At 69.7% G+C, this 24,472-nt stretch carries 21 protein-coding genes; 7 read left to right on the top strand and 14 right to left on the bottom strand.

Translation table 11 applies throughout. The features are described 5' to 3' along the window. Positions 1-20: 20 nt before the first annotated feature. The 6 genes from ABZV58_RS06565 to ABZV58_RS06540 all read right to left on the bottom strand — a co-directional run bounded on the left by ABZV58_RS06565 (position 21) and on the right by ABZV58_RS06540 (position 7,425). The gene (locus tag ABZV58_RS06565) at positions 21-1,340 is read right to left on the bottom strand and encodes a UDP-glucose/GDP-mannose dehydrogenase family protein (RefSeq protein ID WP_354999183.1); all 1,320 of its coding nucleotides are present in this window, start codon (positions 1,338-1,340) and stop codon (positions 21-23) included. Then, complete coding sequence (locus ABZV58_RS06560) at positions 1,333-2,277, bottom strand: glycosyltransferase family 9 protein (protein WP_354999182.1); 945 nt, start codon at positions 2,275-2,277, stop codon at positions 1,333-1,335. The genes ABZV58_RS06565 and ABZV58_RS06560 overlap by 8 nt, the downstream gene beginning before the upstream one ends. 28 nt (positions 2,278-2,305) lie before the next feature. Further along, positions 2,306-3,799, bottom strand: a complete 1,494-nt coding sequence (locus tag ABZV58_RS06555; RefSeq protein WP_354999181.1) for an HAD-IIIA family hydrolase — start codon at positions 3,797-3,799, stop codon at positions 2,306-2,308. Further along, positions 3,796-5,418 carry a carbamoyltransferase C-terminal domain-containing protein gene (locus ABZV58_RS06550; RefSeq protein WP_354999180.1) on the bottom strand — a complete coding sequence of 541 codons (1,623 nt, stop codon included), beginning with the start codon at positions 5,416-5,418 and terminating at the stop codon, positions 3,796-3,798. The genes ABZV58_RS06555 and ABZV58_RS06550 overlap by 4 nt, the downstream gene beginning before the upstream one ends. A gap of 100 nt (positions 5,419-5,518) precedes the next feature. Continuing rightward, complete coding sequence (locus ABZV58_RS06545) at positions 5,519-6,484, bottom strand: NAD-dependent epimerase/dehydratase family protein (RefSeq protein WP_354999179.1); 966 nt, start codon at positions 6,482-6,484, stop codon at positions 5,519-5,521. Further along, positions 6,481-7,425, bottom strand: a complete 945-nt coding sequence (locus ABZV58_RS06540) for a glycosyltransferase (RefSeq protein WP_354999829.1) — start codon at positions 7,423-7,425, stop codon at positions 6,481-6,483. Before ABZV58_RS06540 ends, ABZV58_RS06545 begins: the two co-directional genes overlap by 4 nt. A 138-nt stretch (positions 7,426-7,563) precedes the next feature. On the opposite strand from ABZV58_RS06540, the gene ABZV58_RS06535 reads away from it, so the two are divergent. After that, positions 7,564-8,955: an aldehyde dehydrogenase family protein gene (locus ABZV58_RS06535; protein WP_354999178.1), complete on the top strand. Its 1,392-nt coding sequence runs from the start codon at positions 7,564-7,566 to the stop codon at positions 8,953-8,955. Positions 8,956-8,975: 20 nt separating this feature from the next. On the opposite strand, the gene ABZV58_RS06530 is transcribed toward ABZV58_RS06535, so the two are convergent. The 3 genes from ABZV58_RS06530 to ABZV58_RS06520 all read right to left on the bottom strand — a co-directional run bounded on the left by ABZV58_RS06530 (position 8,976) and on the right by ABZV58_RS06520 (position 12,428). Continuing rightward, on the bottom strand, positions 8,976-10,106 hold the full coding sequence (locus ABZV58_RS06530; protein WP_354999177.1) for a lysophospholipid acyltransferase family protein: 1,131 nt from the start codon (positions 10,104-10,106) through the stop codon (positions 8,976-8,978). Further along, positions 10,103-10,927, bottom strand: a complete 825-nt coding sequence (locus tag ABZV58_RS06525; RefSeq protein ID WP_354999176.1) for a GNAT family N-acyltransferase — start codon at positions 10,925-10,927, stop codon at positions 10,103-10,105. The genes ABZV58_RS06530 and ABZV58_RS06525 overlap by 4 nt, the downstream gene beginning before the upstream one ends. Before the next feature lie 229 nt (positions 10,928-11,156). Then, positions 11,157-12,428, bottom strand: a complete 1,272-nt coding sequence (locus ABZV58_RS06520; RefSeq protein WP_354999175.1) for an NAD(P)/FAD-dependent oxidoreductase — start codon at positions 12,426-12,428, stop codon at positions 11,157-11,159. A 112-nt stretch (positions 12,429-12,540) separates the two neighbouring features. On the opposite strand from ABZV58_RS06520, the gene ABZV58_RS06515 reads away from it, so the two are divergent. After that, positions 12,541-13,398: a LysR family transcriptional regulator gene (locus tag ABZV58_RS06515; RefSeq protein WP_354999174.1), complete on the top strand. Its 858-nt coding sequence runs from the start codon at positions 12,541-12,543 to the stop codon at positions 13,396-13,398. 241 nt (positions 13,399-13,639) lie between these two features. On the opposite strand, the gene ABZV58_RS06510 is transcribed toward ABZV58_RS06515, so the two are convergent. Next, entirely contained in the window at positions 13,640-14,596 is a 957-nt protein-coding gene (locus ABZV58_RS06510; protein WP_354999173.1) for an electron transfer flavoprotein subunit alpha/FixB family protein, read from the bottom strand. 38 nt (positions 14,597-14,634) lie between these two features. Beyond that, positions 14,635-15,420, bottom strand: a complete 786-nt coding sequence (locus ABZV58_RS06505) for an electron transfer flavoprotein subunit beta/FixA family protein (protein ID WP_067781613.1) — start codon at positions 15,418-15,420, stop codon at positions 14,635-14,637. Positions 15,421-15,612: 192 nt separating this feature from the next. Here ABZV58_RS06505 and ABZV58_RS06500 point away from each other — a divergent pair, with 192 nt between their 5' ends. From ABZV58_RS06500 to ABZV58_RS06490, 3 genes are read left to right on the top strand one after another with little or no spacing between them, the layout of a single operon-like run. Beyond that, positions 15,613-16,422: a methyltransferase domain-containing protein gene (locus ABZV58_RS06500; protein WP_354999172.1), complete on the top strand. Its 810-nt coding sequence runs from the start codon at positions 15,613-15,615 to the stop codon at positions 16,420-16,422. Next, positions 16,419-18,005 carry a glycoside hydrolase family 57 protein gene (locus ABZV58_RS06495; protein ID WP_354999171.1) on the top strand — a complete coding sequence of 529 codons (1,587 nt, stop codon included), beginning with the start codon at positions 16,419-16,421 and terminating at the stop codon, positions 18,003-18,005. The genes ABZV58_RS06500 and ABZV58_RS06495 overlap by 4 nt, the downstream gene beginning before the upstream one ends. Then, positions 18,002-19,264 carry a glycosyltransferase family 4 protein gene (locus ABZV58_RS06490; RefSeq protein ID WP_354999170.1) on the top strand — a complete coding sequence of 421 codons (1,263 nt, stop codon included), beginning with the start codon at positions 18,002-18,004 and terminating at the stop codon, positions 19,262-19,264. The genes ABZV58_RS06495 and ABZV58_RS06490 overlap by 4 nt, the downstream gene beginning before the upstream one ends. Before the next feature lie 64 nt (positions 19,265-19,328). On the opposite strand, the gene ABZV58_RS06485 is transcribed toward ABZV58_RS06490, so the two are convergent. Next, the gene (locus ABZV58_RS06485) at positions 19,329-20,660 is read right to left on the bottom strand and encodes a PQQ-binding-like beta-propeller repeat protein (RefSeq protein WP_354999169.1); all 1,332 of its coding nucleotides are present in this window, start codon (positions 20,658-20,660) and stop codon (positions 19,329-19,331) included. Positions 20,661-20,926: 266 nt separating this feature from the next. Here ABZV58_RS06485 and ABZV58_RS06480 point away from each other — a divergent pair, with 266 nt between their 5' ends. After that, positions 20,927-21,676: an acyltransferase gene (locus ABZV58_RS06480; RefSeq protein ID WP_354999168.1), complete on the top strand. Its 750-nt coding sequence runs from the start codon at positions 20,927-20,929 to the stop codon at positions 21,674-21,676. A 41-nt stretch (positions 21,677-21,717) separates the two neighbouring features. Then, a complete protein-coding gene (locus ABZV58_RS06475; protein WP_354999167.1) occupies positions 21,718-22,257 on the top strand; it encodes a DUF1697 domain-containing protein in 540 nt (179 codons plus the stop codon). 19 nt (positions 22,258-22,276) lie between these two features. On the opposite strand, the gene ABZV58_RS06470 is transcribed toward ABZV58_RS06475, so the two are convergent. Together ABZV58_RS06470 and ABZV58_RS06465 are read right to left on the bottom strand one after the other, a co-directional pair. Then, the gene (locus ABZV58_RS06470; RefSeq protein ID WP_354999166.1) at positions 22,277-23,470 is read right to left on the bottom strand and encodes a class I SAM-dependent methyltransferase; all 1,194 of its coding nucleotides are present in this window, start codon (positions 23,468-23,470) and stop codon (positions 22,277-22,279) included. Further along, positions 23,470-24,447 carry a class I SAM-dependent methyltransferase gene (locus tag ABZV58_RS06465; protein WP_354999165.1) on the bottom strand — a complete coding sequence of 326 codons (978 nt, stop codon included), beginning with the start codon at positions 24,445-24,447 and terminating at the stop codon, positions 23,470-23,472. Before ABZV58_RS06465 ends, ABZV58_RS06470 begins: the two co-directional genes overlap by 1 nt. Positions 24,448-24,472: the final 25 nt, after the last annotated feature.

Raw genomic sequence — 24,472 nt, 5'->3', positions numbered from 1 at the left:
TTGGCCTGCGGAGGCACCGTTCACGTCGGTCCGTCTCCGGAAGCCGCGGCGGTGCCGGTGCCGAGCAAGGCGAAGCCGGTGCCGCTCAGCAAACGTTCGTCGAGCAGATTTCGGGTATCCACGATCACGGCACGGTCGACATCGGCGGCGATCCTGGTCCAGTCGAGCGAACGGAATTCGGGCCACTCGGTGAGGATGACGATCGCACCGGCGCGCTTCGCCACCAGGTACGGATCGTCCACCACGCGAATGCCGTCGAGGTCGGCGGCGACCGACCGAGGCACACACGGGTCGTAGGCGGTGACCGCGGCGTCGTGATGGGACAGTTGCCGCGCGATCGCGACGGCGGGGGAATCACGCAGGTCTCCCGTCCCGGCCTTGAACGCGAGCCCGAGCACGCCGATCCGGGTCCCCGACAGCGAGCCGTCGACGGCACCGGTGACCGCGCGGCGGATCTTGCGCATCACCATCGCGTGCTGATGGTCGTTGGCGCGCAACGCGTCCCGGACCACGGCGAAGTCCACGCCCGCTGCCTCCGCGGCCCGCAGGAGCGCGCGTGTGTCCTTGGGCAGGCACGAGCCGCCCCAGCCGGGACCAGGCGCGAGGAACGCCGGACCGATCCGATCGTCCATGCCCATCGCATCGGTGACCTTGGTGATGTCGGCGCCGACCCGCTCGCACAGTTCGGCGAGCGTGTTCACGAACGAGAGCTTGACCGCGAGAAACGCGTTGCTCGCGTACTTGGCGAGCTCCGCGCTGGCCGTATCCGATCGCAGCACCGGCGCGTCCGTTCCGGCGTACAGCGCCGCGACACGGTCGGCCGATTCGCGGTCCCGCTCCTCCACACCGATGAGGACGCGGTCGGGATGCAGGAAGTCGTGCACCGCGTGGCCCTCACGGAGGAATTCGGGATTGCTGACAACCGCGGGCAGACCGAACAGCGCCGGAATCCGGGCCGCCGTCCCCACCGGAACGGTGGACTTGGTGACGAGCACGCAATCCGGCGGCAGGACCGCGGTCAGGGTCTCCAGCGCGTCTTCGACCACGCCGAGGTCGGCCGTACCGGCGGTGCCCATGGGAGTCGGTAGGCACAGCAGGACCACTTCGCATTCGTGCAGCGCCCCCGGATCCGAGGTGAAGAAGAGCCGGTTCTCCGCGAGCCCCTCCCGTACCAGTTCGGGCAGGTCGGGCTCGACGATCGAGACCGTCCCCGCGCGCAGCGCCGCGATCTTGGACTCGTCGTTGTCGACACAGACCACGTGATGTCCCAGATGCGCTAGGCACGCGGCACTGGTGAGTCCCACGTACCCGGCGCCGACGACTCCGACGCGACTACCCATGGCGCACCTTCTCTCCGAGCAATCCGGCCGCGGCCGCCAGCACCTGTTCGGGTCGCAGCATGAGCAGCCCGGGGTCCGGGCGGTCGGCGTGCGGATCGCCGATGTCCCCGGCCCACAGCGCCACATGATCTTTCGCGGTGAGCGGCGGCCCCCACCGGTTCGGCGGTGTCGGGCCGAACAGCAGGACCGACGGTGTGCCGAAGGCGGTGGCGAGATGGCCCACGCCGGTGTCGCCGCACACCACCAGCGCCGCGTCGGCCACCAGCGCGGCGAGTCGCGCGAGGTCGGTGCGTCCGGCGTACACCGCCGAGGGCGGTAGGCCCGCTTGCTCGGCGACCGAGTTCGCCAAGGGGAGCTCGGCGGGCGTCCCGGTGATCACCACCCGGTGGCCGTCTGCGCCGAGTTCCCGAGCCACGCGCGCGAAACGTTCGGCGGGCCAGCGACGGGCGGGATAGGCCGCGCCGGGATGGATCACGACCACGTTCGACTCGGGGGCGGGCTGTCGTGGCGCGGGTAACCGCAGCGCGGCGGGATCGGCGTCGATCCGCGCGGACTCCAGCAGTCGGCACCAGCGATCCACCTCGTGCATGTCGTCGCGCCACTCGGGGCCGGGCAGGTCGGGGAAATCCGGATGACGATGGCTCAGCAGGATGTCCGCATTTGTCGCGAGCAGATCGCGGATGCTCTCCGGCCCGCTGCCGTGCAGGTTGACCGCCAGCCTCGGCGGCGCTCCCGGCCAGCGGAGCGCACCGAGTCCCGCTGTCGGCAGCAGTTCGTCGACCGCGTCGACGAGATCGACCAGATCGCACAGGGACTCCGGCGCGGCAAGCACTACGCGGTCGTCCGGGAAGGCGTCGCGCAATCCGCGCAGGGCGGGCACCACGGTCAACAGATCGCCGAGGCCCAGTGCGCGCAGCACGAGGATCGAGCCGGTCAAGGCCACGATCCCTCGAACAGCGCGCCGGTCACGGCACACCCGCCAGCGCCAGCCGAACGGCCTCGGCCAGGTCTCGCGCCACGATCGCTTCGTGCCGCGCGCGGTGCACTTCTTCGGGAAGGGTTCGCGCTGTCGGCACCAGGATCGCGCGGGCGCCCGCGGTCGTCGCGGCGGCGACATCCGCGCCGGTGTCGCCGATGACCACGCACCTGCCGACGTCGACGCCGAGCTCCGCCGCGGCCCGTCTGATCAGGCCGGGCTCGGGTTTGCGGCACGCGCAGCCGTCTCCTTCGCCGTGCACGCAGACTTGCCACGTGGCGAACGGCCCGAGCAGTTCCTCGACGCGGGAGTTCACCGCGGCCAGCTGTTCGTGGCTGATCAATCCCCGCGCGACGCCGGACTGGTTGCTGACGATGCCGAGCGGGATGCCCGCCGCGCGCACCATCCGCAGCGCGTCGACGGCGCCGGGTACCGGACGGACCTCGGTGGGGTCGCCGAGATAGGGCACATCGACGATGAGGGTGTCGTCCCTGTCGAACAGCAGCGCCAGCGGCGAAGCGTGGGTCACGTGCCGGTGGCGCAGCTCGCCGCGCAGCCGGTGCCAGCACGCGGCCGGTGGAATCAGCGCGCTGCTCAACGCCATTCGGCCGATCTCGGCGGGCGTGCGCGGCCCGGGTGCGATCCGGCGCGCGGCGAATACGCCGGTCAGCGTCGCCCAGAGCGCCGCGGACGCCAAAGCCGCGCGTTCGCGTCCGGCGACGCCGAGCGCCAAGGCGGCCACACCCGTGGCCGTGGTGAGCGCGTGGCGAGGCATTGATCCCTTGTCCTCGCCCACGCGCTGACGCCACCGGGGGCCGAACTTGCGCCGCATCAACGCGTTGTCGGCGTTGCCGCGTTGCGCTCGCACACTGGCCATGAGCCCCGACTGACGCACCGGGTGGTGCGTGACCCGCTGCCCATTGGCGATGACGTACCCGGCGAGACAAATCCGCAGCGCCAGATCGGCGTCCTCCCGAAATGCCCTCGGGAACCGTTCGTCGAAGCCGCCGACCGCGAGCAGCGCGGTCCGGCGGTAGGCCATGTCCGCCGTGATCCACCGCGCGGTGGCCAGCCGGGCGACGCCCCGTTCCTCGTCGGTCGGTCGGCGGTGCTTCGGCAGCGGAACCTCGATGCGGGCCGTGGACGCCGCTGTTCTCTCATCGAGGTCGTGCAGGTCGTCGGCCAAGCGGGCGGGCCAGTCCGGCGCGGTGCGCACGTCGTCGTCGAGGAAGGCGATCCACTCGCCCGACGCGTGTTGCCAACCGGCGTTCCGCGCCGCGGCGGGTCCGTGGCCACCCGAGCGGACGACCCGTACCGGAGAAAGCATCTCGGGTAGCGGTAGTTCCCCTCCGTTGGGCCGGTCGTCGACCACGACGATTTCCCGCGGCTTCGGGCCGGTCGCGGCGTCGAGCGACTCGAGCAGCGTCCGAAGACCCTCTCGGCCCACGGTCGGAATCACGACGCTGTAGTCGACGGTATTCATGCGCGACGCACCAGGAACGAGCCGATGGCGAGCAGATCGATCGGCGCGGAACCGAAGCACTCGAGCGCATCACGTGGTGAATCGACCATCGGCCTGCCCGCGGTGTTGAGGCTCGTGTTGACCACCACGGGCAGACCCGTGAGCCTGTCGAACTCCGCCAGCATCCGCGCCACGACGGGGCTGTCCGCGGGATCGACGGTCTGCACCCGCGCGGTGCCGTCCACATGCGTGACGGCGGGGATCCTGGCCCGCCACTCGGGCGCGACATCGTGGACGAACAACATGTACGGGCTCGGCAACGGTCCGCGTCCGAAGATCTCGGCCGCGCGGTCGGCGAGCACCATCGGCGCGAGCGGGCGGAACTGTTCGCGCCCCTTCACCTCGTTGAGGCGTTCGAGATTCTCGGCCCGACCGGGATGCGCGAGCAGCGAACGGTGCCCGAGCGCGCGCGGGCCGAACTCCGCGCGGCCCTGGAACCAGGCCACCACCTCGTCCGCCGCCAGCGCCCGCGCCACATCCGCCGCGACGTCGTCGGACTTCGTGTACGCGACCTTCGCCGTGCGGAGAATCGCTTCCAGCTCCGAGTCGGTCCACTCACGACCCAGACCGGCCGCCCGCATCGGGGTGGCACGTTCACCGAACTCGGCCACCAGTTGCAGCGCGGCGCCCAGGGCGGTGCCCGCGTCACCGGCCGCGGGCTGCACCCAGATCCGTTCGAAGGGACCTTCGGCGTGCAACCGGGTGTTGGCGACGCAGTTCAACGCGATCCCACCGGCCAGCGTGAGGTCACGCTGACCGGTCTGACCGTGCAGCCAGGAAATCGACTCGAGCAACACGTCCTCGAGTCGACGTTGGACGCTCGCGGCGAGGTCGGCGTGGTCGAGGCGAAACGCACCGTCGATCACGGCGGGCGCGAAGGAATCCCAGTCCACGGGTTCGGTTCGGAAACCACCGTCACCGGTGCAATACACCAGCTCGCGGAACCGATCGAGGAACCGGGGCGTGCCGTAGGAGGCGAGGGCCATCACCTTGTATTCGTCGCTGGAGCGGGCGAATCCGAGGTGTTCGGTGAGGTCCTCGTACATCAGCCCGAGCGAGTGCGGCAGCCGCTGTGAGGCCAGCTCGACGAATTTGCCGTCCCGGTATTCGCCGGCCAGAGAGGAATGGCTTTCGCCGCGTCCATCGGCCACCAGGACGGCCGAGTCGCCGAACGGCGCGGCCAGCGCGGCGGACGCGGCGTGTGCCAGGTGATGTCGCACGAAACGCACCCTTGTGGGATCGAGGCCGGGCAACGCGGCCGCGAGGAATGCGGGCGCTCGGAAGGCGTAGTCCGTGCGGGTCTCTTCGCTTCCGGGGTCGAGGCCGTCGAGCGAGTGGTCGACCAGCTTCGGGTCGTACGAGTAGCCGACCGCGTCGAGCTGATCGGGGCGTATCCCGGCTTTGTCCAAACACCATTTGGCCGCTTGCTCGGGCAGCTCCCACGCGGAGAACGGCACCGGCCGCTTGCCGTGCTTGCGTCGGCTGAACCGCTCTTCTTCGGCGGCCGCGACGATTTCGCCGTCCACGATCAGGGCGGCGGCAGGATCGTGGAATATCGCGTTGATTCCCAGAATGCGCACGTGCCGCCTTTCTGTTCGAGACGGATGCGGGGCCCATCGGCCGACCGCTGGCATTTATCGGGCGCTACCCTCGGCGGTCGCCACTAAACCGACGCGCCGATCAGCGCACCGGCTCCTCGGCGGGCACGGTCGGGCGCCCCGCGAACCAGTCGATCGTGCGGCGCAGCCCATCGTCCCTGGTCACCGACGGCCACCAGCCCAGTTCACACCGCGCGAGTGAGATGTCCGGGCAGCGGCGCCGCGGATCATCGATCGCGCCGTCGACGTACCGCACGATGGACCGGCTTCCGCTCAACGAGCGGATCTCCTCGGCCAGGCTGCGCACCGAGACCTCGTCCGGATTCCCGATGTTCACCGGTCCCGGGTGATCGCTGGCCGCCAACGCGATCAAGCCACGCACCGTGTCCTCGACGTAGCACAGCGAGCGGGTCTGCTCGCCGGTTCCCGCGATGGTGAGCGGGGCGTCCGCCAGCGCCTCGGCGATGAACGTGGGCACCATGCGGCCGTCGTCGGTGCGCATCCAGGGTCCGTAAGTGTTGAAAATACGGGCGATGCCGGTGTTCACGCGCCGCTCCCGGCGAAATGCCATGGTCAACGCCTCGGCATAACGTTTCGCCTCGTCGTAGACGCTGCGCGGACCGACCGGATTGACGTGACCCCAGTAGTCCTCGCGCTGCGGGTGGACCGCCGGGTCGCCGTAGACCTCGCTGGTCGAGGCGAGCACGAAACGAGCCCGATTCCGCTCGGCCAGCCCGAGGGCGTTGCCGGTCCCGGCCGAACCGGCTCGTAGTGTCTCGATCGGCAGCCGCAGATAGTCCGGGGGCGAGGCGGCCGACGCGAGGTGGAAGACGACATCGAAGGAGCCCACCGCGGGAAACGACTCGGTGACATCGTGCTGGACGAGGTCGAAGCCGGGTCGGTCCAGCAGCCGGGCGACATTGTCCGGTGTGGAGGTGGCGAAGTTGTCCAGTGCGACCACCGCGGCGCCCGCGTCGAGTAACCGCTCGCACAGGTGCGACCCGACGAATCCGCAACCGCCGGTGACCAATACGCGTTTCGCCTTCATCCGGTGACCTCCGAAAGTAGGGAATCCCACCGACGCAGAAAGGCGTCGAGGCCGTAATGCTCCAGCGCGAACTGCCGTCCGGCCTTGCCCGCTAGCACCGCGAGATCGGGTTCGTGCAGGAATTCGTGGAATTTCGCGGTGAGCGACGCGACATCACACGAGAGCGCGCCCGCTTCCGGCGGCACCGCGCACCCGGCCTCGGTGGTCGCCAGGGCGATCACCGGCATCGCCAGGTGCATGGCTTCCAGGAGCGACAAGCCGAGCGAGGTCCACCGCGCGGTGTGCAGGTATATCCGTCGCCGCGCCATTTCCCGGTGCAATGCGTGCTGTGCGAAATCGCCGATGCCGCGAATCGGATGTCGGGTGGGTCTGTGCGTCGTGAAGTCGTCCGCGCCGATGCCGTACAGATCGATGGGTCCCGCCATCGCGAGGTCGGGCAACAGATCGCTGCCCGTGATCCGGCCGCGCCGCATCGGTTCGTTGATCAGCGCCACGCCGTGCGGCAGCTCCCCGGTGTAGAGCGCGCCGGGGTCCACGATGCCGTGCGGCACGACACGGGTCGGCGCGATTCCGTTGTCCCACATCAGCTCGTTGAAATGCGTCACGTGCACGAGCGCGATGTCGGCGCGATCCGCCAGCGGATGCCTGGTGGTGGCCGGGCTGGGGCGCGGCGTGTTGTGCTCGACGTAGACCGCCGGAATGTCCGCGCCGGGGCGCCTGCCCAGCCAGCGCTCGGTGAGCTCGATCTCCTCCGGGCGTTGCAGAACGACCACGTCCGGCTGGGTCTCGCGCAACTCGCCCGCGAGCACCTCCGTTGCGGACGGCCAGTCCCGACCGCAGAGCCCACGCCCCCACGGCCCACCGCCTTGCACCACGGGGACCAGATAACGGTGCGGCCCTTGGACGAACGATGTCGTCCACGAGCCGTGCACATGCCACAGCAGCACGGTGCGCCGTTCGACAGTCGCGGCCACGTCGTTAGCTGTTGCCTGTCGGCATCGAATCAAACCCGGCCCCGCACGGTATGGCAGCACCGGCGCCACTGGTTTGAACAGCGGGCGGCAGGCAACGCCCGCGGTATGACCGGACCGAGAGCTGTCACGTTTCCCACCGAAGACCGGGCGGACGAAACGATCGAGATCCTCGATCCCGCCACCGGCGCCACCGTCGGCAAGGTGTCCATGACGAGCCTCGCGGAGATCGATCAGCGGATGCAGCTGGCCAGCCGGGCCCAGTCCATGTGGGCGCGCACCCCGGCGGCCGAACGGGCGGCCGCGCTCCGCGCCTGCGCCGCCCTGCTCCGCGAGCGCGCCGACGATCTCGCCGAGCTCAACCGCCGCGAAACCGGGCGCCCTCGGCCGGAGGGCAAGGAAGGGGTGTCGGCCGGGGCGTCGACGTTGGAGCAATACGCCGAATTGGGCCCGGTGCACCGGGGCAAGAGCTTGCAGGGCGACTTCGACGCGACCGACCTCATGGTGTGGGAACCGCGCGGCGTCGTCGTCGCGCTGACGCCGTGGAACGACCCCGTCGCGGTGTCCTGCGGTCTGCTCGGCGCGGCGCTGGTCACCGGAAACACGGTCGTGCACAAGCCGAGTGAGCGCGCGCCGCACACCGGCGGGCTACTCGGGGAGCTGTTCACCAGCGCGTTCCCCGAAGGCGTTGTGCAAACGGTGCAGGGCGATGGGCGGGTGGGCGCGCTGCTCGCCGCACGCACCGACGTGGATGTCGTCGCGCACGTCGGCAGCACGGGCACCGGACGGTCGATCGCGAAAAGCGTTGCGGCCACGGGCGCCAAGGCCCTGCTGGAGAACGGCGGCAACGACGCGCTCGTCGTCGACACCGGTGTGGATCCGGTGTGGGCCGCCGGGCAGGCGGCGCTCGGCGCGTTCGCCAACGCCGGTCAGATCTGCGTGTCCGTCGAGCGGATCTTCGTGCACCGGGATGTCGCGGAGGCGTTCCTCGCGGCGCTGGTCGCCGAGGCCGAGTCCTGGCGGGCGGCGCCGTTGGTCGACCGACGCCATCGCGATGGGGTCCACGCCCACGTGCGCGACGCGGTCCGCGACGGAGCCGATCTGCTGACCGGCGGAACGGTGCCGGACGGCGCCGGTGCGTGGTATCCGGCCACCGTGCTGACCCGCTGCGAGCCGACCATGCGAATCATGCGCGAGGAGACGTTCGGTCCGGTCGCGCCGATACGGGTGGTGGACACGTTCGACCAGGGTCTCGCCGAGGCCGCGAACGACGACTACGGCCTCGCGGCGACCGTGCTCACTCCTTCGATCGCCAACGCTCAGCGCGCCTGGCGGGAGCTGCCGGTCGGCACGGTGAAGATCAACGCGGTGTTCGGCGGAGCGCCGGGCGGCGCGGCGCATCCGCGGCGGGCCAGCGGAACCGGCTTCGGTTACGGACCGGAACTGCTCGACGAGATGACCCAGACGAAGGTCGTGCACCTGCGTCCGGCTCCCAGCTAGCACGCAGTGCGCCACCTGTGTCAGGCGCGTGCGCTGTCGGATGCCGTTTCGGTGCGCGGCGCGTGCTCCGGTGCACGTCCCCGACCGCGGAAGACCGCGACCGCGCGGCTGCGCAGCCCGCGCCGATCCACGCCGCTGTGCGTGACCGCGGCGGGCGCCGTCGGTTCGGCGGGCGCCGGGTCCTCCACCCGAGTCGCGGTGGCCTCGATCCACCGGGTGTCGTTCAGTCCGTGCCGGGAGAGTTCGTCGCCGCGCACGGCCAGCTCGCAGCGGCGGGCGAGATCCTTGCGGTCCAGGCCCGGATACTCCGGCGGCTCGAGGACGATCTCGGCGATCATGCCGCGGGAGCGCAACACGCGCAGGGCCGAGTCGCCGAAGGAGTCCTCGCCGACGAAGCCGGGGACGGTGCAGCGGTCGTCGTGCCCGTCCAAGTAGCGCAGGCGGACGGGCTGCACGAAGGTGCCGGTGTCGATCGCGGCCTGGAACAGTGCGGGCCGCATGGTGCCGTAGGCGCGGCCGCACCACGTGGTGCCTTCCGGGAAGACCGCGACGCGCTCGCCCGCGGCGAGACGCGCCCCGAGCTGGGCGACGATGTCGGGCAGCTGGCGCAGCCGCTCGCGTTCGATCGGGATGACGCGCATCAGCTTCGCCAGCTCGCCGAGCAGCGGCCAGTCGATCAGATCGGCTCGCGCGACGAACCCGAGCGGCTGCACGGCGGCCAGCGCGACGACGTCGGTCCAGCCGATGTGCCCGGTCACCACGAGCACGCCGGTGCCGCGATCGGCGTAGCGGACATCGGCGCTGGCGGCCGCGGAGGCGGCGCGCTCGGCGCCGACCCGGGAGGCGATCGCGCGCTCGGCGGGCACCGGATCGGTGGGAATCCGCTTGTCCACCACCCGCAGTCGCATGCCGAGACAGCGCAGCAGCATCCGCGCGTATCCGCGCTGGAGGTCTTCGCGCCGTCCCGCGGGCGTCGCGAGGTGGCACATCGGATAGGTCAGCAGCAGCCCGGCGACGCCGAGCGCGCGGGCGACCACCCGCGCCGTGCCGATCTCACCGATCGGCTCGATGCAGCCGGGCCCGCAGGGGCTCGACGGCATCCACGCGTGCACGGCCTGTGCGGGCGGCGCCTCGAAGACCACGGTCCTCACCGCCCCCCGTCGAGGGCCGCGGCAGCGCCCTGTAGTCGGTCCAGGTATCGCGTGTTGATGGTGTCCAGGCCGAGCAGCGCGACGAAGTCGGCGACCGCGAAGTCGGGATCGTGCGCGGGCTCGCCGCAGATCTCCGCGCCGAGGCGCAGGTAGCCGCGCAGCAGCGGAGGCAGCTTGGGGCGCGAGGGCGGGGTCAGCTCGTCGAGCGTCTTACCGTCGACGACCACCGGGCGGTGCGGGTGCACCCGCCGCTCCGGATCGGAGGCGTGCCGCCCGAGCAGCATGTCCCGCACGCCGCGCACGTTGACGCCCACCGGGTCCGCCGGGGAGTCCTGCATCGGCACCGACACGCAACCCATCACCCACTCGTATCCGGTGAGCTGGATGTAGTGCAGGATGCCCGCCCACATGAGGGTGAGCACCGACCCGTTGCGGTGGTCGGGCACCACGCAGGCCCGGCCCATCTCGACGATCCGCTGACCCTCGGGATCCAGCTGGGCGAGGTCGAATTCGGTGGCGGTGTAGTACCCGCCCGCCGCGGCGACCTTGTCCGGCGGCAGCATCCGGTAGCAGCCGACGAACTGCTCGGTGATGTCGTCGCGCACCAGCAGGTGGTCGCAGTGCTCGTCGAAGCGATCGGCGTCCAGCCCGGTGCCGTTGTCGGGGATGTGGAAGCCCGGCTCGTTGGCGAAGACGCCGTAGCGCAGCCGCTGCGCCGCCTCCCTGTGTTCGGCGTCGGACGAGACGACCAGGGAATAACGCGACCGTTCCACCCCCGAGTCCGTCGGAGCCGGGGCTGTCAGCACGGACGAAATAGTCATATCCGTGATGAAGCCAGTCCGACACTGCGCCGGGGCGACCTCGAAGTTGCGTGTCGATGCAGGCTAGGTTAACGAGACGCCGGTCACACCCAAGGTTCACCGACCCGACGCGCGGCGTTAGCATCGACGCGTCGTGGAGTCGCCTTTTCCCTGCTCGAGCAACCGTTCAGTGCCCGAAAACGGCAATCGCACCGATGCGCGGGCATCGGTGCGATTCGTTCGGGTGCGCTCAGGCGGCGACGCGTTCCGGTGCGCGGGCTTGCGCCGGGGTCGATTCCACCTCGTCGAAACCGGGGCGGCCGCTGCCGATGAAGGCGACCAGCCACGAAGCCACCGCCGCGAAGCGGTTGCGGAAGCCCACCAGGTACAGCAGGTGCACCGCGAGCCACATGACCCAGGCGATCACGCCGCGAAAGGTGATCTTCTCGTTGAGCTTCACCACCGCGCTGAACCGGCTGATCACCGCCATGCTGCCCTTGTCCCAGTACTTGAACGGGGTGCCGGGCTGCTTCTTGCGGCGGATGATGTCGGCGGCGTGCCTGCCCTCCTGCATGGCCACCGGCGACTGACCGGGGTAGCCGTTGAGCGAGGTCATATCGCCGATGGCGTAGATGTCGGCGTAGCCCGCGACGGTGAGATCGGGGTTGATCAGCAGCCGTCCGGCGCGGTCGGTCTCGACGCCGGTGGCCTCGGCCAGGATCTTGGCGAACCCGCCCGCCTGCACACCAGCCGACCAGACCACGGTCTCGGCGCCGATCTTGCGCTCCACACCCGCCTTGTCCTTGACGGTCACCTTGCCCGGCTCGATGTCGGTGACGAACGTGTCGACGAGCACCTCGACGCCGCTTCCGGTCAACGACTTCTTCGCGTACTCCGAGAGCCCACCGCCGAAGGGCGGCAACACCTCTCCGGCGCCCTCCACCAGGGTGACCGAAACATCCTGGTGGTAGTACCTTTTCGCGAGCTCCTTCAGCTGACCGGCGACTTCCACGCCGGTCGCGCCCGCGCCGACCACCACAAAGCTGAGCAGCCTGCTCTTGGTCTCGGGGTCCGCGGTCGCGGCCTCGGCGAAGACCCGTTCGATCTGGGCGCGAAGCAGTTTCGCGTCGTCGATGGTCTTGAGGGCGAAGGTCTTCTCGGCGAAATCGTCACGGCCGAAATAGGACTGCGAGGCGCCGGTGGCCGCGATCAGCGAGCCGTACCGAATCTCGTGGCGCACACCGTCGTTCTCGTAGGTGACGATCGCCTGATCCGGATCGATGCCGACCACCTTGCCGAGGCGCACATCGGCTTCCTTGTGCCTGCGCAGCACCGACTTGATGGGCGGCGCGATCTCGTGCGACGCCAGCACACCCGTCGCGACCTGATAGAGCAACGGCTGGAACAGGTGTTCCGGCGTGCTCGAAATGAGTACGAAGTCGATACCCGACTTGGCGAGTTGTTTGGCGGCGGCCAGCCCCCCGAATCCCGATCCGACGACGACCACATCTGCGTGTTCCATGACAGCCTCCTTCTCTCATTACCAACCGTCATCGGGAACGCAGATATTTCAGCCGTTACGGCGCATAATGAAGATGACTCTTATCTGGATTGCTCATGAATAGGAGCTTGTCGTGGAGCTTCGGCAGCTGGCGTACTTCGTCGCGGTCTGCGAAGAACTGAGCTTCAGCAGGGCCGCGGCCCGATGTTTCATCTCGCAGTCGGCGATCAGCCACCAGATCGCGCGGCTCGAACGCGACCTCGGTGTGCCGCTGTTCGAGCGCTCTACCAGGGCCGTCGTCCCCACCGACGCGACCACCCGGCTACTTCCCCTGGCCAAACAGATGCTGAGCCTGGAATCCGCCATCCGCGCGGCGGTTCGGGCCTCCGGGCCGCGAATCCGGCTGGCGGCCAACATGTCCTTCGCGAGCCGCTCGCTGTCGGCCATCGCGGCCGCGCGCGCCGCGCACCCGGACGCGGAAATCGAATTCGTGATCAAGCCCTTCCGCCAACGCATCACGGCCGTCGCGGACGGCGACTGCGATCTCGCGCTGATCCGCGGGCGCGTCGACCAGCCAGGCCTGATGGTGGAACAACTCTGGGTCGAAGACCTCGTGATCGCGACTTCGAGCGGTCACCCGCTGGCCACCCGCGACACCGTCACCCTCAACGACCTCAGCTCCTACCCGCTGCTGCTGCCGCCCGAACAGGAACAGGTGCTGCTGCACAACATCATTCGCAGCGCCTTCGCCGATCTGCCCGTCGGCCCCACCTTCGGCCCGCCGATTCCTCCCGACCACACCGCCACCATGGAGCTGATCAACCGCCCCGAGGCGTGGACCGTCCTCTACGCCCAGAGCCCCACCGAAGGACTCGTCGTCCTGCAACTCGCCGAACACCGCCTGCGCATCCCGGTCTGCGCCGTCCTCCGCGACGACGCCCGCCGCTCCCCCATCCTCACCACCCTGCTGGCCACCCTCCACCGCAGCTGAGGCACCGCAGACCACCCTCGGTCTCACAAACGAGGCGAAAGCCGCCGGTCCACAGTGATTTCGCCGGTCGATCGCCAGGCCCCACGTTCGAACGACAAGTCCCCGGCCACGACGGTCGGCCTCTTGGACTGGTGTGCCGCGGCTCATCGCGGAGCCCAGGTACCGGCATCGAAGCTGAAACAGGAACGACCCCGGCTGTTTCCAGCCGGGGTCGTTCAAGTTGGCTACGCGCCGAGGGGTCTCAGCCCTTGTGGGTCTTGACCGCTTCGGTGAGCTGCGGGGCGACGTTGAACAGGTCGCCGACGATGCCGTAGTCCGCGATCTCGAAGATCGGGGCTTCTTCGTCCTTGTTGACCGCGACGATGGTCTTCGAGGTCTGCATACCGGCGCGGTGCTGGATGGCGCCGGAGATGCCGAGGGCGATGTACAGCTGCGGGGAGACCGTCTTACCGGTCTGACCGACCTGGAACTGGCCCGGGTAGTAGCCCGAGTCGACGGCGGCGCGCGAGGCGCCGACGGCCGCGCCGAGCGAGTCGGCCAGCGCCTCGACGACCGCGAAGTTGTCGGCCGAGCCGACACCGCGACCACCGGAGACGACGATGTTCGCCTCGGTGAGCTCCGGACGGTCACCGGCGACGACCGGCTCGCGCGAGGTCACCTTGACGACGCCCTCTTCCTGCGCGGGGACCTCGACGGTCACCTTCTCGCCGGCACCGGCCTGCGCCGCGGCCTCGACCGCACCCGGGCGGACCGAGATGACCGGCACGTCGCCGGTGGCCTTGGCGTCGACGGTGAAGGCGCCACCGAAGATGGAGTGCACGACGGAGCCGTCCTCGTTGACGCCGATGACGTCCACCAGCAGGCCGGAACCGATGCGGGCGGCGAGGCGACCCGACACCTCCTTGCCTTCGGCGGAGGCGGACACGATCACGGCGGCCGGGGACACCGACTCCACCAGACCGGCCAGCACGTCGACCTTCGGGGTCACCAGGAAGTTGTCCACATCGTCGGACTCGGCGATGTAGATCTTCTCGGCGCCCGCGGCGGCCAGCGCGTCGGCCAGCTTCTCGCCGGTGCCCGCGGCGCCGAGCACGACGGCGGCCGGGGTGCCCAGGGTGCGGGCGGCGGTGAGCAGTTCGGTGCTGACCTTCTTGATCGCACCGTCGGCGTGCTCGACGAGCACAAGTACTTCAGCCATTTGTGTTCTCTCCTAGGAAGTCTCGTCAGCCGGCCGGATCAGATGATCTTCTGACCGATGAGGTACTGGGCGATCTTGGTGCCGCCGTCGCCCTCGTCCGCGATCTTCTCGCCCGCGGTGCGCGGGGGCTTCGGGGTGGACGCGGTGACGGTGGTGCCCGCGTTGGCGACACCCACGGTCGACGGGTCGACGCCCAGATCGGCCAGCGTGAAGACCTGAACTTCCTTCTTCTTGGCCGCCATGATGCCCTTGAAGGACGGGAAGCGCGGCTCGTTGATCTTCTCGGTGACCGAGACGATGGCCGGGAGGGTGGCCTCCAGCTTGAAGACGCCTTCGTCGGTCTCGCGCTCGCCGGTGATCTTGTCGCCGTCGACGGTCAGCTTGCGCAGGTGGGTCAGCTGCGGCAGACCCAGGTACTCCGCGATGATCGCGGGCACCGCACCGGCGCGGCCGTCGGTCGCCTCGTTACCGGCGATGACCAGCTCGACACCCTCGACCTGGCCGAGCGCGCTGGCCAGCACCCACGCGGTCTGCACGGCGTCGGAGCCGTGGATCGCCGGGTCGTTGATGTGGATGGCCTTGTCGGCGCCCATGGAAAGCGCCTTGCGGATGGCCTCGGTGGCGCGGTCCGGACCGGCGGCCAGCACGGTGACCTCACCGCCCTGGGCTTCCTTGATCAGCAGCGCCTCTTCGACGGCGCGCTCGTTGATCTCGTCGAGGACGGCGTCCGCGGCCTCACGGTCCAGGGTGTAGTCACCATCGGACAGCTTGCGCTCGGACCAGGTGTCAGGGACCTGCTTGATGAGTACGACGATGTTCGGCATCGGTCTTCGTCGACCTCCTGTTCTGGGGGCGTTATCTGGTGGTCGCACGAGCTGGGCCGTACGTCCTGTTGAGGTAGCTCAGGGCGTGACACTACCCTACGTTAAGTTACTCGTGGGTAACTTAGTGGCTTCTCTCTCAATACACCGGTCCGGGCGATATCGTGCGCGACCCTTACCAGTAACGTCGGTGTGATGAGCGAGGCTGTGATCCCTGCCGCAGTGGGCGACCCGAGGGTCATAACTGCGGAAAACGCCGGTGCCGACGAACCATTGCCGCTGACCGGCGAGCGCACCGTCCCCGGCATCGCCGAGGAGAACTACTGGTTCCGCAGGCACGAGATCGTCTACGCCCGGCTGCTCGACCGGTGCGCCGGAAAGACCGTGCTGGAGGCCGGTTCCGGCGAAGGTTACGGCGCCGACATGATCGCCGGAGTGGCCGCCAAGGTGATCGGCCTCGACTACGACGCGAGCGCGGTCGCGCACGTACGCGCGCGCTACCCGCGCGTGGAGATGATCCAGGGCAACCTCGCCGCCCTGCCGCTCGACGACGCCTCGGTCGATGTCGTGGTGAATTTCCAAGTCATCGAACACCTTTGGGACCAGAGCCAGTTCCTGCGGGAATGCCATCGAGTGCTGCGCTCCGGCGGCGAGCTGCTGATCAGCACGCCCAACCGGATCACCTTCTCCCCGGGCCGCGACACCCCGCTCAACCCGTTCCACACCCGCGAACTCAACGCGGACGAACTGACCGAGCTGATCGTCGAGGCCGGTTTCGAGGTCGCGCTGATGACCGGCGTACACCACGGCGCGACGCTGAAAGCGTTGGACGCCAAGCACGGTGGCTCGTTCATCGACGCGCAGATCGAGCGGGCGCTCGCGGGCGAGTCGTGGCCCGCCGAACTGACCGCCGACGTCGCCGCGGTCTCCATCGACGACTTCGACCTGATCACCGAGGACATCGACGCCAGTCTCGACCTCGTGGCCATCGCGGTGAAGCGTTGACCGACAACGCGGTACCCGGCCAGTTCACCCTGGTCCTGCACTCCCATCTGCCGTGGCTGGCCCACCACGGCCGCTGGCCGGTCGGCGAGGAATGGCTCTACCAGTCCTGGGCCGCGTCCTACCTTCCGGTCGTCGAGGTGCTGAGAACCCTTGCGGCGGAAGGGCGTTCGAATCTGCTCAGCCTCGGCATCACGCCGGTGCTCGCGGCCCAGCTGGACGACCCGCATTGCCTGGCGGGCATGCACCATTGGCTCGGCAACTGGCAGCTGCGCGCCGACGAGGCCGCCATGGCGGGCAATATCGCGCTGGGCGGACACGAGCACCGGCTCGCCGCCGCGGCGCTCGCCGAGTTCGAGCTGCGCTGGCGGCACGGCGCCGCGCCGGTCTGGCGCGAACTCGCGGACGCGCAGACGATCGAACTGCTCGGCGGGCCGCTGGCGCACCCGTTCCAGCCGCTGCTGGACCCGCGGCTGCGCGCCTTCCAGCTGCGCGAAGGCCTCGCCGACGCCCGCCAGCGCTGGGGCCACACCCCGACCGGCATCTGGGCGCCGGAGTGCGGATACACGCCGGGCATGGAGATCGGCTACGCCGAGGCCGGTGTGACGCATTTCATGGTCGACGGGCCCGCGCTGCGCGGCGACAGCAGCCTCGGCCGCCCGGTGCGCGACTCCGACGTGGTGGCGTTCGGGCGCGATTTGCAGGTGAGCTACCGGGTCTGGTCGCCGAAGTCCGGGTATCCCGGCCAGGCGGCGTACCGTGACTTTCATCACTACGACCACTCTACGGGTCTCAAACCCGCCCGGGTCACCGGCAAGACGGTCGCCGGGCCCGACAAGGCCCCGTACGACCCGGAGCTGGCGGCCGCGGCGGTGGTCCGCGACGTCGACGACTTCGTGCGCACCGTGCGCGATCGACTCGTGGCCGAATCCGAACGCATCGGCCGCCCCGCGCTCGTCGTCGCCGCCTTCGACACCGAGCTGTTCGGGCACTGGTGGCACGAGGGCCCGCAGTGGCTGGCCCAGGTCCTGCGCGCGCTGCCCGAGGCGGGTGTCACCGTCGGCACCCTGGCCGACGCGCGCGAACGCGGCTTCGTGGGTGAGCCCGTGCAGCTGACCGATTCGTCCTGGGGATCCGGCAAGGACTGGCGGGTCTGGGCCGGTGATCAGGTGCGGGATCTGGTCGAACTCAATGACGAAGTCGTGCGGTTGGCGCTGGACACCCTGGACAAGATGCGCGCGGGATCCACGTCCCCGCTGCGCGATCCGGTCGCGGATCAGTTGCTGCGCGAGGCGATCCTGACAGTGTCCAGCGACTGGGCGTTCATGGTCAGCAAGGACTCCGCGGCGGGTTACGCGCGGGAGCGGGCCCACCAGCACGCGCATGCCGTGCGGGAGATCGCGGCGGCGGTCGGCGCGGGTCAAGTCGCGAAAGCGCGGCAGTTGGCGGCAGGATGGTACGCGGCCGACGGATTCTTCCCCGGATTGGATGCGCGACGGCTCCCCAGTGCCGATCCCACCGGGAACCTGGGCCGGGGCCCGCAAGGCCCGGCCGCGGACGGCCCTGCCTATGAAGGACATGCATGAAGATCTTGATGGTGTCGTGGGAATACCCGCCGGTTGTGGTCGGTGGGTTGGGTCGGCACGTGCATCACCTCGCCACCGAACTCGCCGCGGGGGGCCACGAAGTGGTCGTCCTGTCCCGCCGCCCGTCCGGCACCGATTCCGCCACCCACCCGACGCATTCGTTCATCGAGGACGGCGTACTGGTGGTCGCCGTCGCCGAGGATCCGCCCTGCTTCGACTTCGGCGAGGACATGCTGGCCTGGACGCTGGCCATGGGCCACGCGATGGTGCGCGCGGGCGTCGCGCTCGGTAAGCCGGGCATCGGCGACGGCTGGACGCCCGACGTCGTGCACGCGCACGACTGGCTGGTCGCCCATCCCGGCATCGCCCTCGCCGAGTACTACGACGTGCCGCTGGTCTCGACCATTCACGCCACCGAGGCGGGTCGCCACAGCGGCTGGGTCGCGGGCAAGGTCAACAAGCAGGTCCACTCGGTCGAATGGTGGCTCGCCAACGAATCCGACGCGCTGATCACCTGCTCGACCTCGATGCAGGACGAGGTGCAGCGCCTCTACGGTCCCGAGCGCATCCCGATGACCGTCATCCGCAACGGCATCGACGTGGGCGCGTGGACCTTCCGGCCGCGCGCGCCACGCTCCGGCCCGCCGCGGCTGCTGTACGTCGGCCGGCTGGAATACGAGAAGGGCGTGCAGGACGCCATCGCCGCCCTGCCCCGCATCCGCCGCGCCCACCCCGGCACCACGCTGACCGTCGCCGGCGTCGGCACCCAGTTCGAATGGCTGCGGGAACGGGCTCGGGTGCACCGCGTCGCGCGCGCGGTGACCTTCGCCGGTCAGCTCGGTCACCAGGAGCTGCTCGGCTGGCTGCACGGCGCCGACGCCATCGTGCTGCCGAGCCGCTACGAGCCGTTCGGCATCGTCGCGCTGGAGGCGGCCGCCGCGGGCACCCCGCTGATCACCTCCACCGCGGGCGGGCTCGGCGAAGCGGTCATCGACGGCGTCACCGGCGCCTCCTTCGAACCCGCCGACGTGGACGGTCTGGTGGAGGCGGTGCGCGCCACGCTGGACGATCCCGTCGCCACGCAGGACCGCGCCTACGCCGCGCGGGAGCGTCTGACCGCGGACTTCGCCTGGGACGTGGTCGCCGCGGAGACCGCGCAGGTGTACTCGGAAGCCAAACGCCGGGTGCGCAACCCGCTCGGCAGGCCGGTCATCGTGGAACGTCCGCTGCCGGAACGGGATCCGAACAACCCGATCTGATCGGCGCTGCCGGACGCAGTCCGGCCGAAGACCGCGCACGGCCGGAGCGGATACGGAGGTACGCCTACTCCGGCTTGAAAACGAAGACCTCGCCGATTCGCGTGGCCAGCACCACCTCGCCCTCGGCGCCGACCGAGGTGCCGGTGGTGCTGCCCTTCGCGCCGGGCAGCACGTCGGCATCGATGGTGTCGCCGCTGCCGGTGTCGAAGGTGATCAGGCTCAGGCCCTCGCGGATCGCCGCCACGGTGTAGCCGGTACCGCCCGCGGTCTGCACCGGCACGCCACGCAGCGCGAGATCCTTGCGCTCCCAGACCGTTTCGGCGGTCTCACCGGTGTCGCGCAGGGCGAGCAGGTAACCCTCGTCGCCCGCCGGGATGATCAGACCGTCGGCGGAGACCGAGATTCCGCCGGTCGGTGTGAATCCCAGCGGCCGCACCCACTTGGTGCGACCGTCGGCGGTGTCGACGGCGATCAGCCGCTCGGTGTTGTCGCCGACGTAGACCGTGCCGCCGTCCGCGGAGAGCGCGGGACCGGTGGCGCTGCCGTCGGTCAGTATCTCCGCGCGCCACTCCTGCTGGATCTTGTTGTCGGCGTAGCGCAGAGCGACCAGCGCCGCGTTCGGCGAACCGGGCTGCCACACGGTGACGTAGAAGCGACCGGTGGACTCCTCGATCGCCGAGATGTTCGCGACCGGGCATTGCGGGCCGCCGGTGGCGCAGTCGTCGAGACCCTGGCCCGAAGCCGGGCGGGTCAGGTCGGGGTGCTCCATGAAGTCGGGCTCGCCGAGCAGCTGAAGGGTCGGCACGGTCCGCAGGCCGGTCTGCCGGTCGAGCACGTCCACCTGGCCGGACTGGGTGATGGTGAGCAGCCTGCTGTCACCGGTGAACTGCACCGAAACCGGCACGCCCGCAACGGCTGTGCGCCAGCGCGGCTGACCGAGGTAGTTGTAGGAGTTCACCGCGCCGTCGTCGCCGACGTAGACGTTGCTCACGCCGTCCACGGCGGTGGGCGACGAGATCGCGTTGGGGCCGAGCACATCACAGAAACGCTTGCGGCCGGTCGGCATCTGGAACGACAGGATGGCGCATCCGTTGGGGGTGCGGGTGGTCAGGAACAGCTGGCCTTCGGCGCCGATGGTGACCGGCTGCTCGATGGGACCGGCGGCGGGCCTGGACCAGCTCAGCGTCAGCGAGCGCGCGCCGGTCACGGGGCTGACGCCGCTGTTGCGACCGTCGTGGTGCGCGGCGGGCCAACCCTTCCCGGGGCCGACCGTGATGTCGTCGACGTCGGTGCCGCAGGCGGTCAGCGCGAGCGCGCCCATGGCGGCCAGCGCGGCCACCGCACGCACCCGGGATCGCGGCTGTGTGGCGACAGCCCGCACGCTACCGGTTCGCACCTGCTGTTCTCCCCTCTGGTCGGTGGCCGCTCGCAAGACTAGCCGGTGTTCGATTTGCCGCGCCTGCGGCACGGCGCTCTTAAGACTCGCGCGGGGTGGCCGACTTGCGAGGCGCGGGTTGCTTCTCGGTGAACAGGTCGGCTGACGGACGTCTCGCGGGCGAACGGGAGGGTAGAGCAGGCGGTGATGCGGCGCGAAAGTACGCTGTGTAGCCAAAGACACCCCTCGGGTCGCCGGCCCCGGGGAACACGACGGGAGAACGGTTCGTGACGAGCATGTGGGGCGCACCGTTGCGCTCGCGGTGGCGGGGTTCGCGCCGCCGGGATCCGCAGCAAGCGCGATTTCTGACCATGGCGTCGCTGCGCTGGGTGCTCGCCAACCGCGCCTACACGCCCTGGTATCTGGTCCGCTACTACCGGCTGTTCAAGTTCAAGCTGACGAACCCGCACATCGTGCTGCGCGGCATGGTGTTCCTCGGCCGCCGGGTCGAGATCCACGCGACCCCCGAGCTGAGCCGGATGGAGATCGGTCGCTGGGTGCACATCGGCGACGGCAACGCCATCCGCTGCCACGAGGGCTCGCTGCGCATCGGCGACAAGGTGGTGTTCGGCAAGGACAACGTCGTCAACACCTACCTCGACATCGAGATCGGCGAATCGACCCTGGTCGCCGACTGGTGCTACATCTGCGACTTCGACCACAAGATGGACGACATCACGCTGCCCATCAAGGACCAGGGCATCGTGAAGAGCCCCGTCCGCATCGGCCCCGACACCTGGATCGCCGCCAAGGTGACCGTGCTGCGCGAGACCCGGGTCGGCCGCGGCTGCGTGCTCGGCGCGCACGCGGTGGTCAAGGGCGAGATCCCGGACTACAGCATCGCCGTCGGCGCACCGGCCAAGGTGGTCAAGAACCGCAAGGCCACCTGGGAGGCGGGCGCCGAGGAGCGGGCGAAGTACATCGCCGCGCTGGAGGACATCGAACGCAAGAAGAACGGCGCCACCCAGCAGGTGTAGTTCGACGGAAGTCGTCGGTCCGCTCGAGTACGGTCGTCGGCATGAACAGGTACGCGGCGCTGCTGCGCGGGATCATGCCGGCCAACCCGAACATGCGCAACGAGAAGTTGCGCGCGGTGTTCGAAGGACTCGGCTTCGAGAAGGTCGCGACGATCCTGTCCAGCGGCAACGTGGTGTTCCGCTGCGCCGACACCGACGCGGCGGCGCTGGAGGACCGGATCCAAGAAGCCTTGAACCGGGAACTGGGGATTCCGGGCGGGACCATCGTGCGCAGCTACGAGGAACTGCGCGAGCTGCTCGATCGCGACCCGTTCGAGGGCCTCACCCACGAGCGGGGCTCCTACCTCACGGTGACCTTCTTCAAGGACCAGAGCCCGAGCGTCGAGCACCCCGACACCGGCGACGCGCTGACCCGAATCATCGGCTACGACGCCGAGGCGCGCGCGTTCCTCACGGTCATCGACAACAGCACGCCGAAGACCCCGGACTTCATGGCCTGGCTGGACAAGACCTACGGCAAGGACATCACCACCCGCACCTGGCTGACGGTGCAGCGGATCGTGAAGAAGCTGGAGTCGTAGGACGACGGAATCCCGCTTGTCAGGTTGCGGCATGCGCCGTACACAGGAACACCGTGGCGGCGCGGCCGATTCGGGTGATCACCAAGGTATAGGGCACGCTGCCCTCGAGCTTGAGACGTTTACGCAGCGCGTCCGGGTCGACGCCCACGCCGCGCACCAGAATCTCCAGCGCCCCGCAATCGCGGCGGGCCAGCTCTCGGCGCAGTGTCTTCTCACGCAGTTCGAGCCGGTCCTCGATACGGAAGCCGCGGACACCCGCGGGGACAGTCTCGCCCGTGAGGTAGGCGATGTGTGGATCCAGCTGCCACAGACCGTGTCTCGCGGCGTAGTGCCGCACCAGCCCGGCGCGGACGATCGCGCCGTCGGGGTCGATGATCCACTCGCCTGGCGGGCGGTCGGGTAGTTCGTCCGGCTCGGCGTCGGTGACGACCTCCGGCACGCCGCGTGAACTCAGCACCGTGGCGCGGCGGGTGACGCCGGATTCGGCCAGGCCCACCGACCACAGGCACGCCTCGCGCACCGCGCCGTCCAGCGAGACCACCTCGATCTCGCCGGACCAGTCGAGCCGGTCGAAATCCAGTCCGGGCGCGCACTTCACGGCGATGTCGCGACCTGCGTAGGCGTCGAGCAGATCGGGCAGCGGAGGTTGCAGCTTGGCCGGGTCGTGGGTACGACGACCGTCCGAGCGGCGTGCCGGATCGGCGATGACCACCGTGCCGGTACTGCTCGGCACGACGGCATCGGCCTTGACCAGCAACACATTTCCGGTACCGGAGAGCGGCCACCAGCGGGCGCCGAGGTTGTGCGCGGCGATCGCCAGCCGCACCTCGTCCAAGTCGCTGCCGACGACGGCGGGGCACACCTCGGCCAGCTCGACGAGTTCGGCGCCGATGGAGCAGGTGACGTCGTGCACGGCCCGCCCCGCCAGCCGGGCCGCCCGGTGCCGGGCGACCGTGGTCGGCGTCGCCTGCTGTAGCGCGTCGTCGGTGAAGAGCCACTCCCCCGCGCCGTGCAGTTTGGTGGCGGCCTTCCGGCGCAGCCGCACGGTCTCCACGAGGGCGGCGGCGCGCTCCCCGTGGTCGCGACGCACCCGCTCCAGATCGCGCAGGTGCGTCGCGGGAGACAGTTCCAGCCGGTCCGCCTCGGCCAGCGCGGCACGCCCTGTCGCGGAGGCGAGGAAGGCGATGTCCGCGCGACCGAAGCGGTAGCCCACTACTTGGCGGACGCGCCCGGCTTCACGCCGGTGATCATGGCGTTGTAGAAGAACTGGCGCGGCACCACGCGGCGCATGATGTTCTCGTCCACCCAGCTCAGTCCGAGCCAGGCGCGGTACATCGCCATCCGGTAGCCCATGCCGAGCTTCTCGGCGGGCACAGCCGCCTCGAAGGTGCGCACCGGCCAGCCCCACAGCGCGGCGGCGAATTCCTCGGTGCTCGCCTTGACCTCGACCGCGCCCGCGGACCGCGCCATCGACTCGAGGTCGCGGGGATCGAAGGTGTGCAGGTCGACGACCGCCTCCAGCGCCGCGGCGCGCGAGGACTCGTCGAGCTCCTCCTGCGGACGCCGCCAGCCCGCCAGCGCGGGCAGCTTGGTGACCGAGGTGGTGGCCTTCCAGGTGATGCGGCCGAGCCAGCGGGCGTAGAAGTTGCCCACGGTGGTCGGCTCACCGGCGAAGACGAAGCGACCGCCGGGCTTGAGCACCCGGAGGCACTCCTTCAGCGCCAGCTCCACATCCGGGATGTGGTGCAGCACAGCGTGACCGACGACCAGGTCGAAGGTGTCGTCGTCGTAGGGGATGGTCTCGGCGTCGGCGACTCGGCCGTCCACGTCCAGACCCAGGTTCTCCGCGTTGCGCAGCGCCACCTTCACCATGCCGGGCGAGAGGTCGGTGACCGAGCCGGACTCGGCGACGCCGCCCTGCATCAGGTTCAGCAGGAAGAACCCGGTGCCGCAGCCGAGCTCGAGCGCCTTCCCGTAGGGCAGCGGCGCGGGGCCCACCGCGGCGTCGAAGCGGCCGCGGGCGTATTCGATGCAGCGCTCGTCATAGGAGATGGACCATTTGTCGTCGTAGGTCTCCGCTTCCCAGTCGTGGTAGAGCACCTGGGCGAGCTTCGTATCCTTGAGCGCTGCTTCGACCTCGGCCTCGGTGGCATGCGGGTTCGGCGCGGGGTCGTCGGGACGTACCGTCATGGTCGCCTAGCCTACATAAATCCCC

Origin of the sequence: Nocardia sp. NPDC004654 (assembly GCF_040609595.1) — a bacterium.
Taxonomy (GTDB): Bacteria; Actinomycetota; Actinomycetes; order Mycobacteriales; family Mycobacteriaceae; genus Nocardia.
This window is presented reverse-complemented; position numbering and strand designations above follow the sequence as displayed.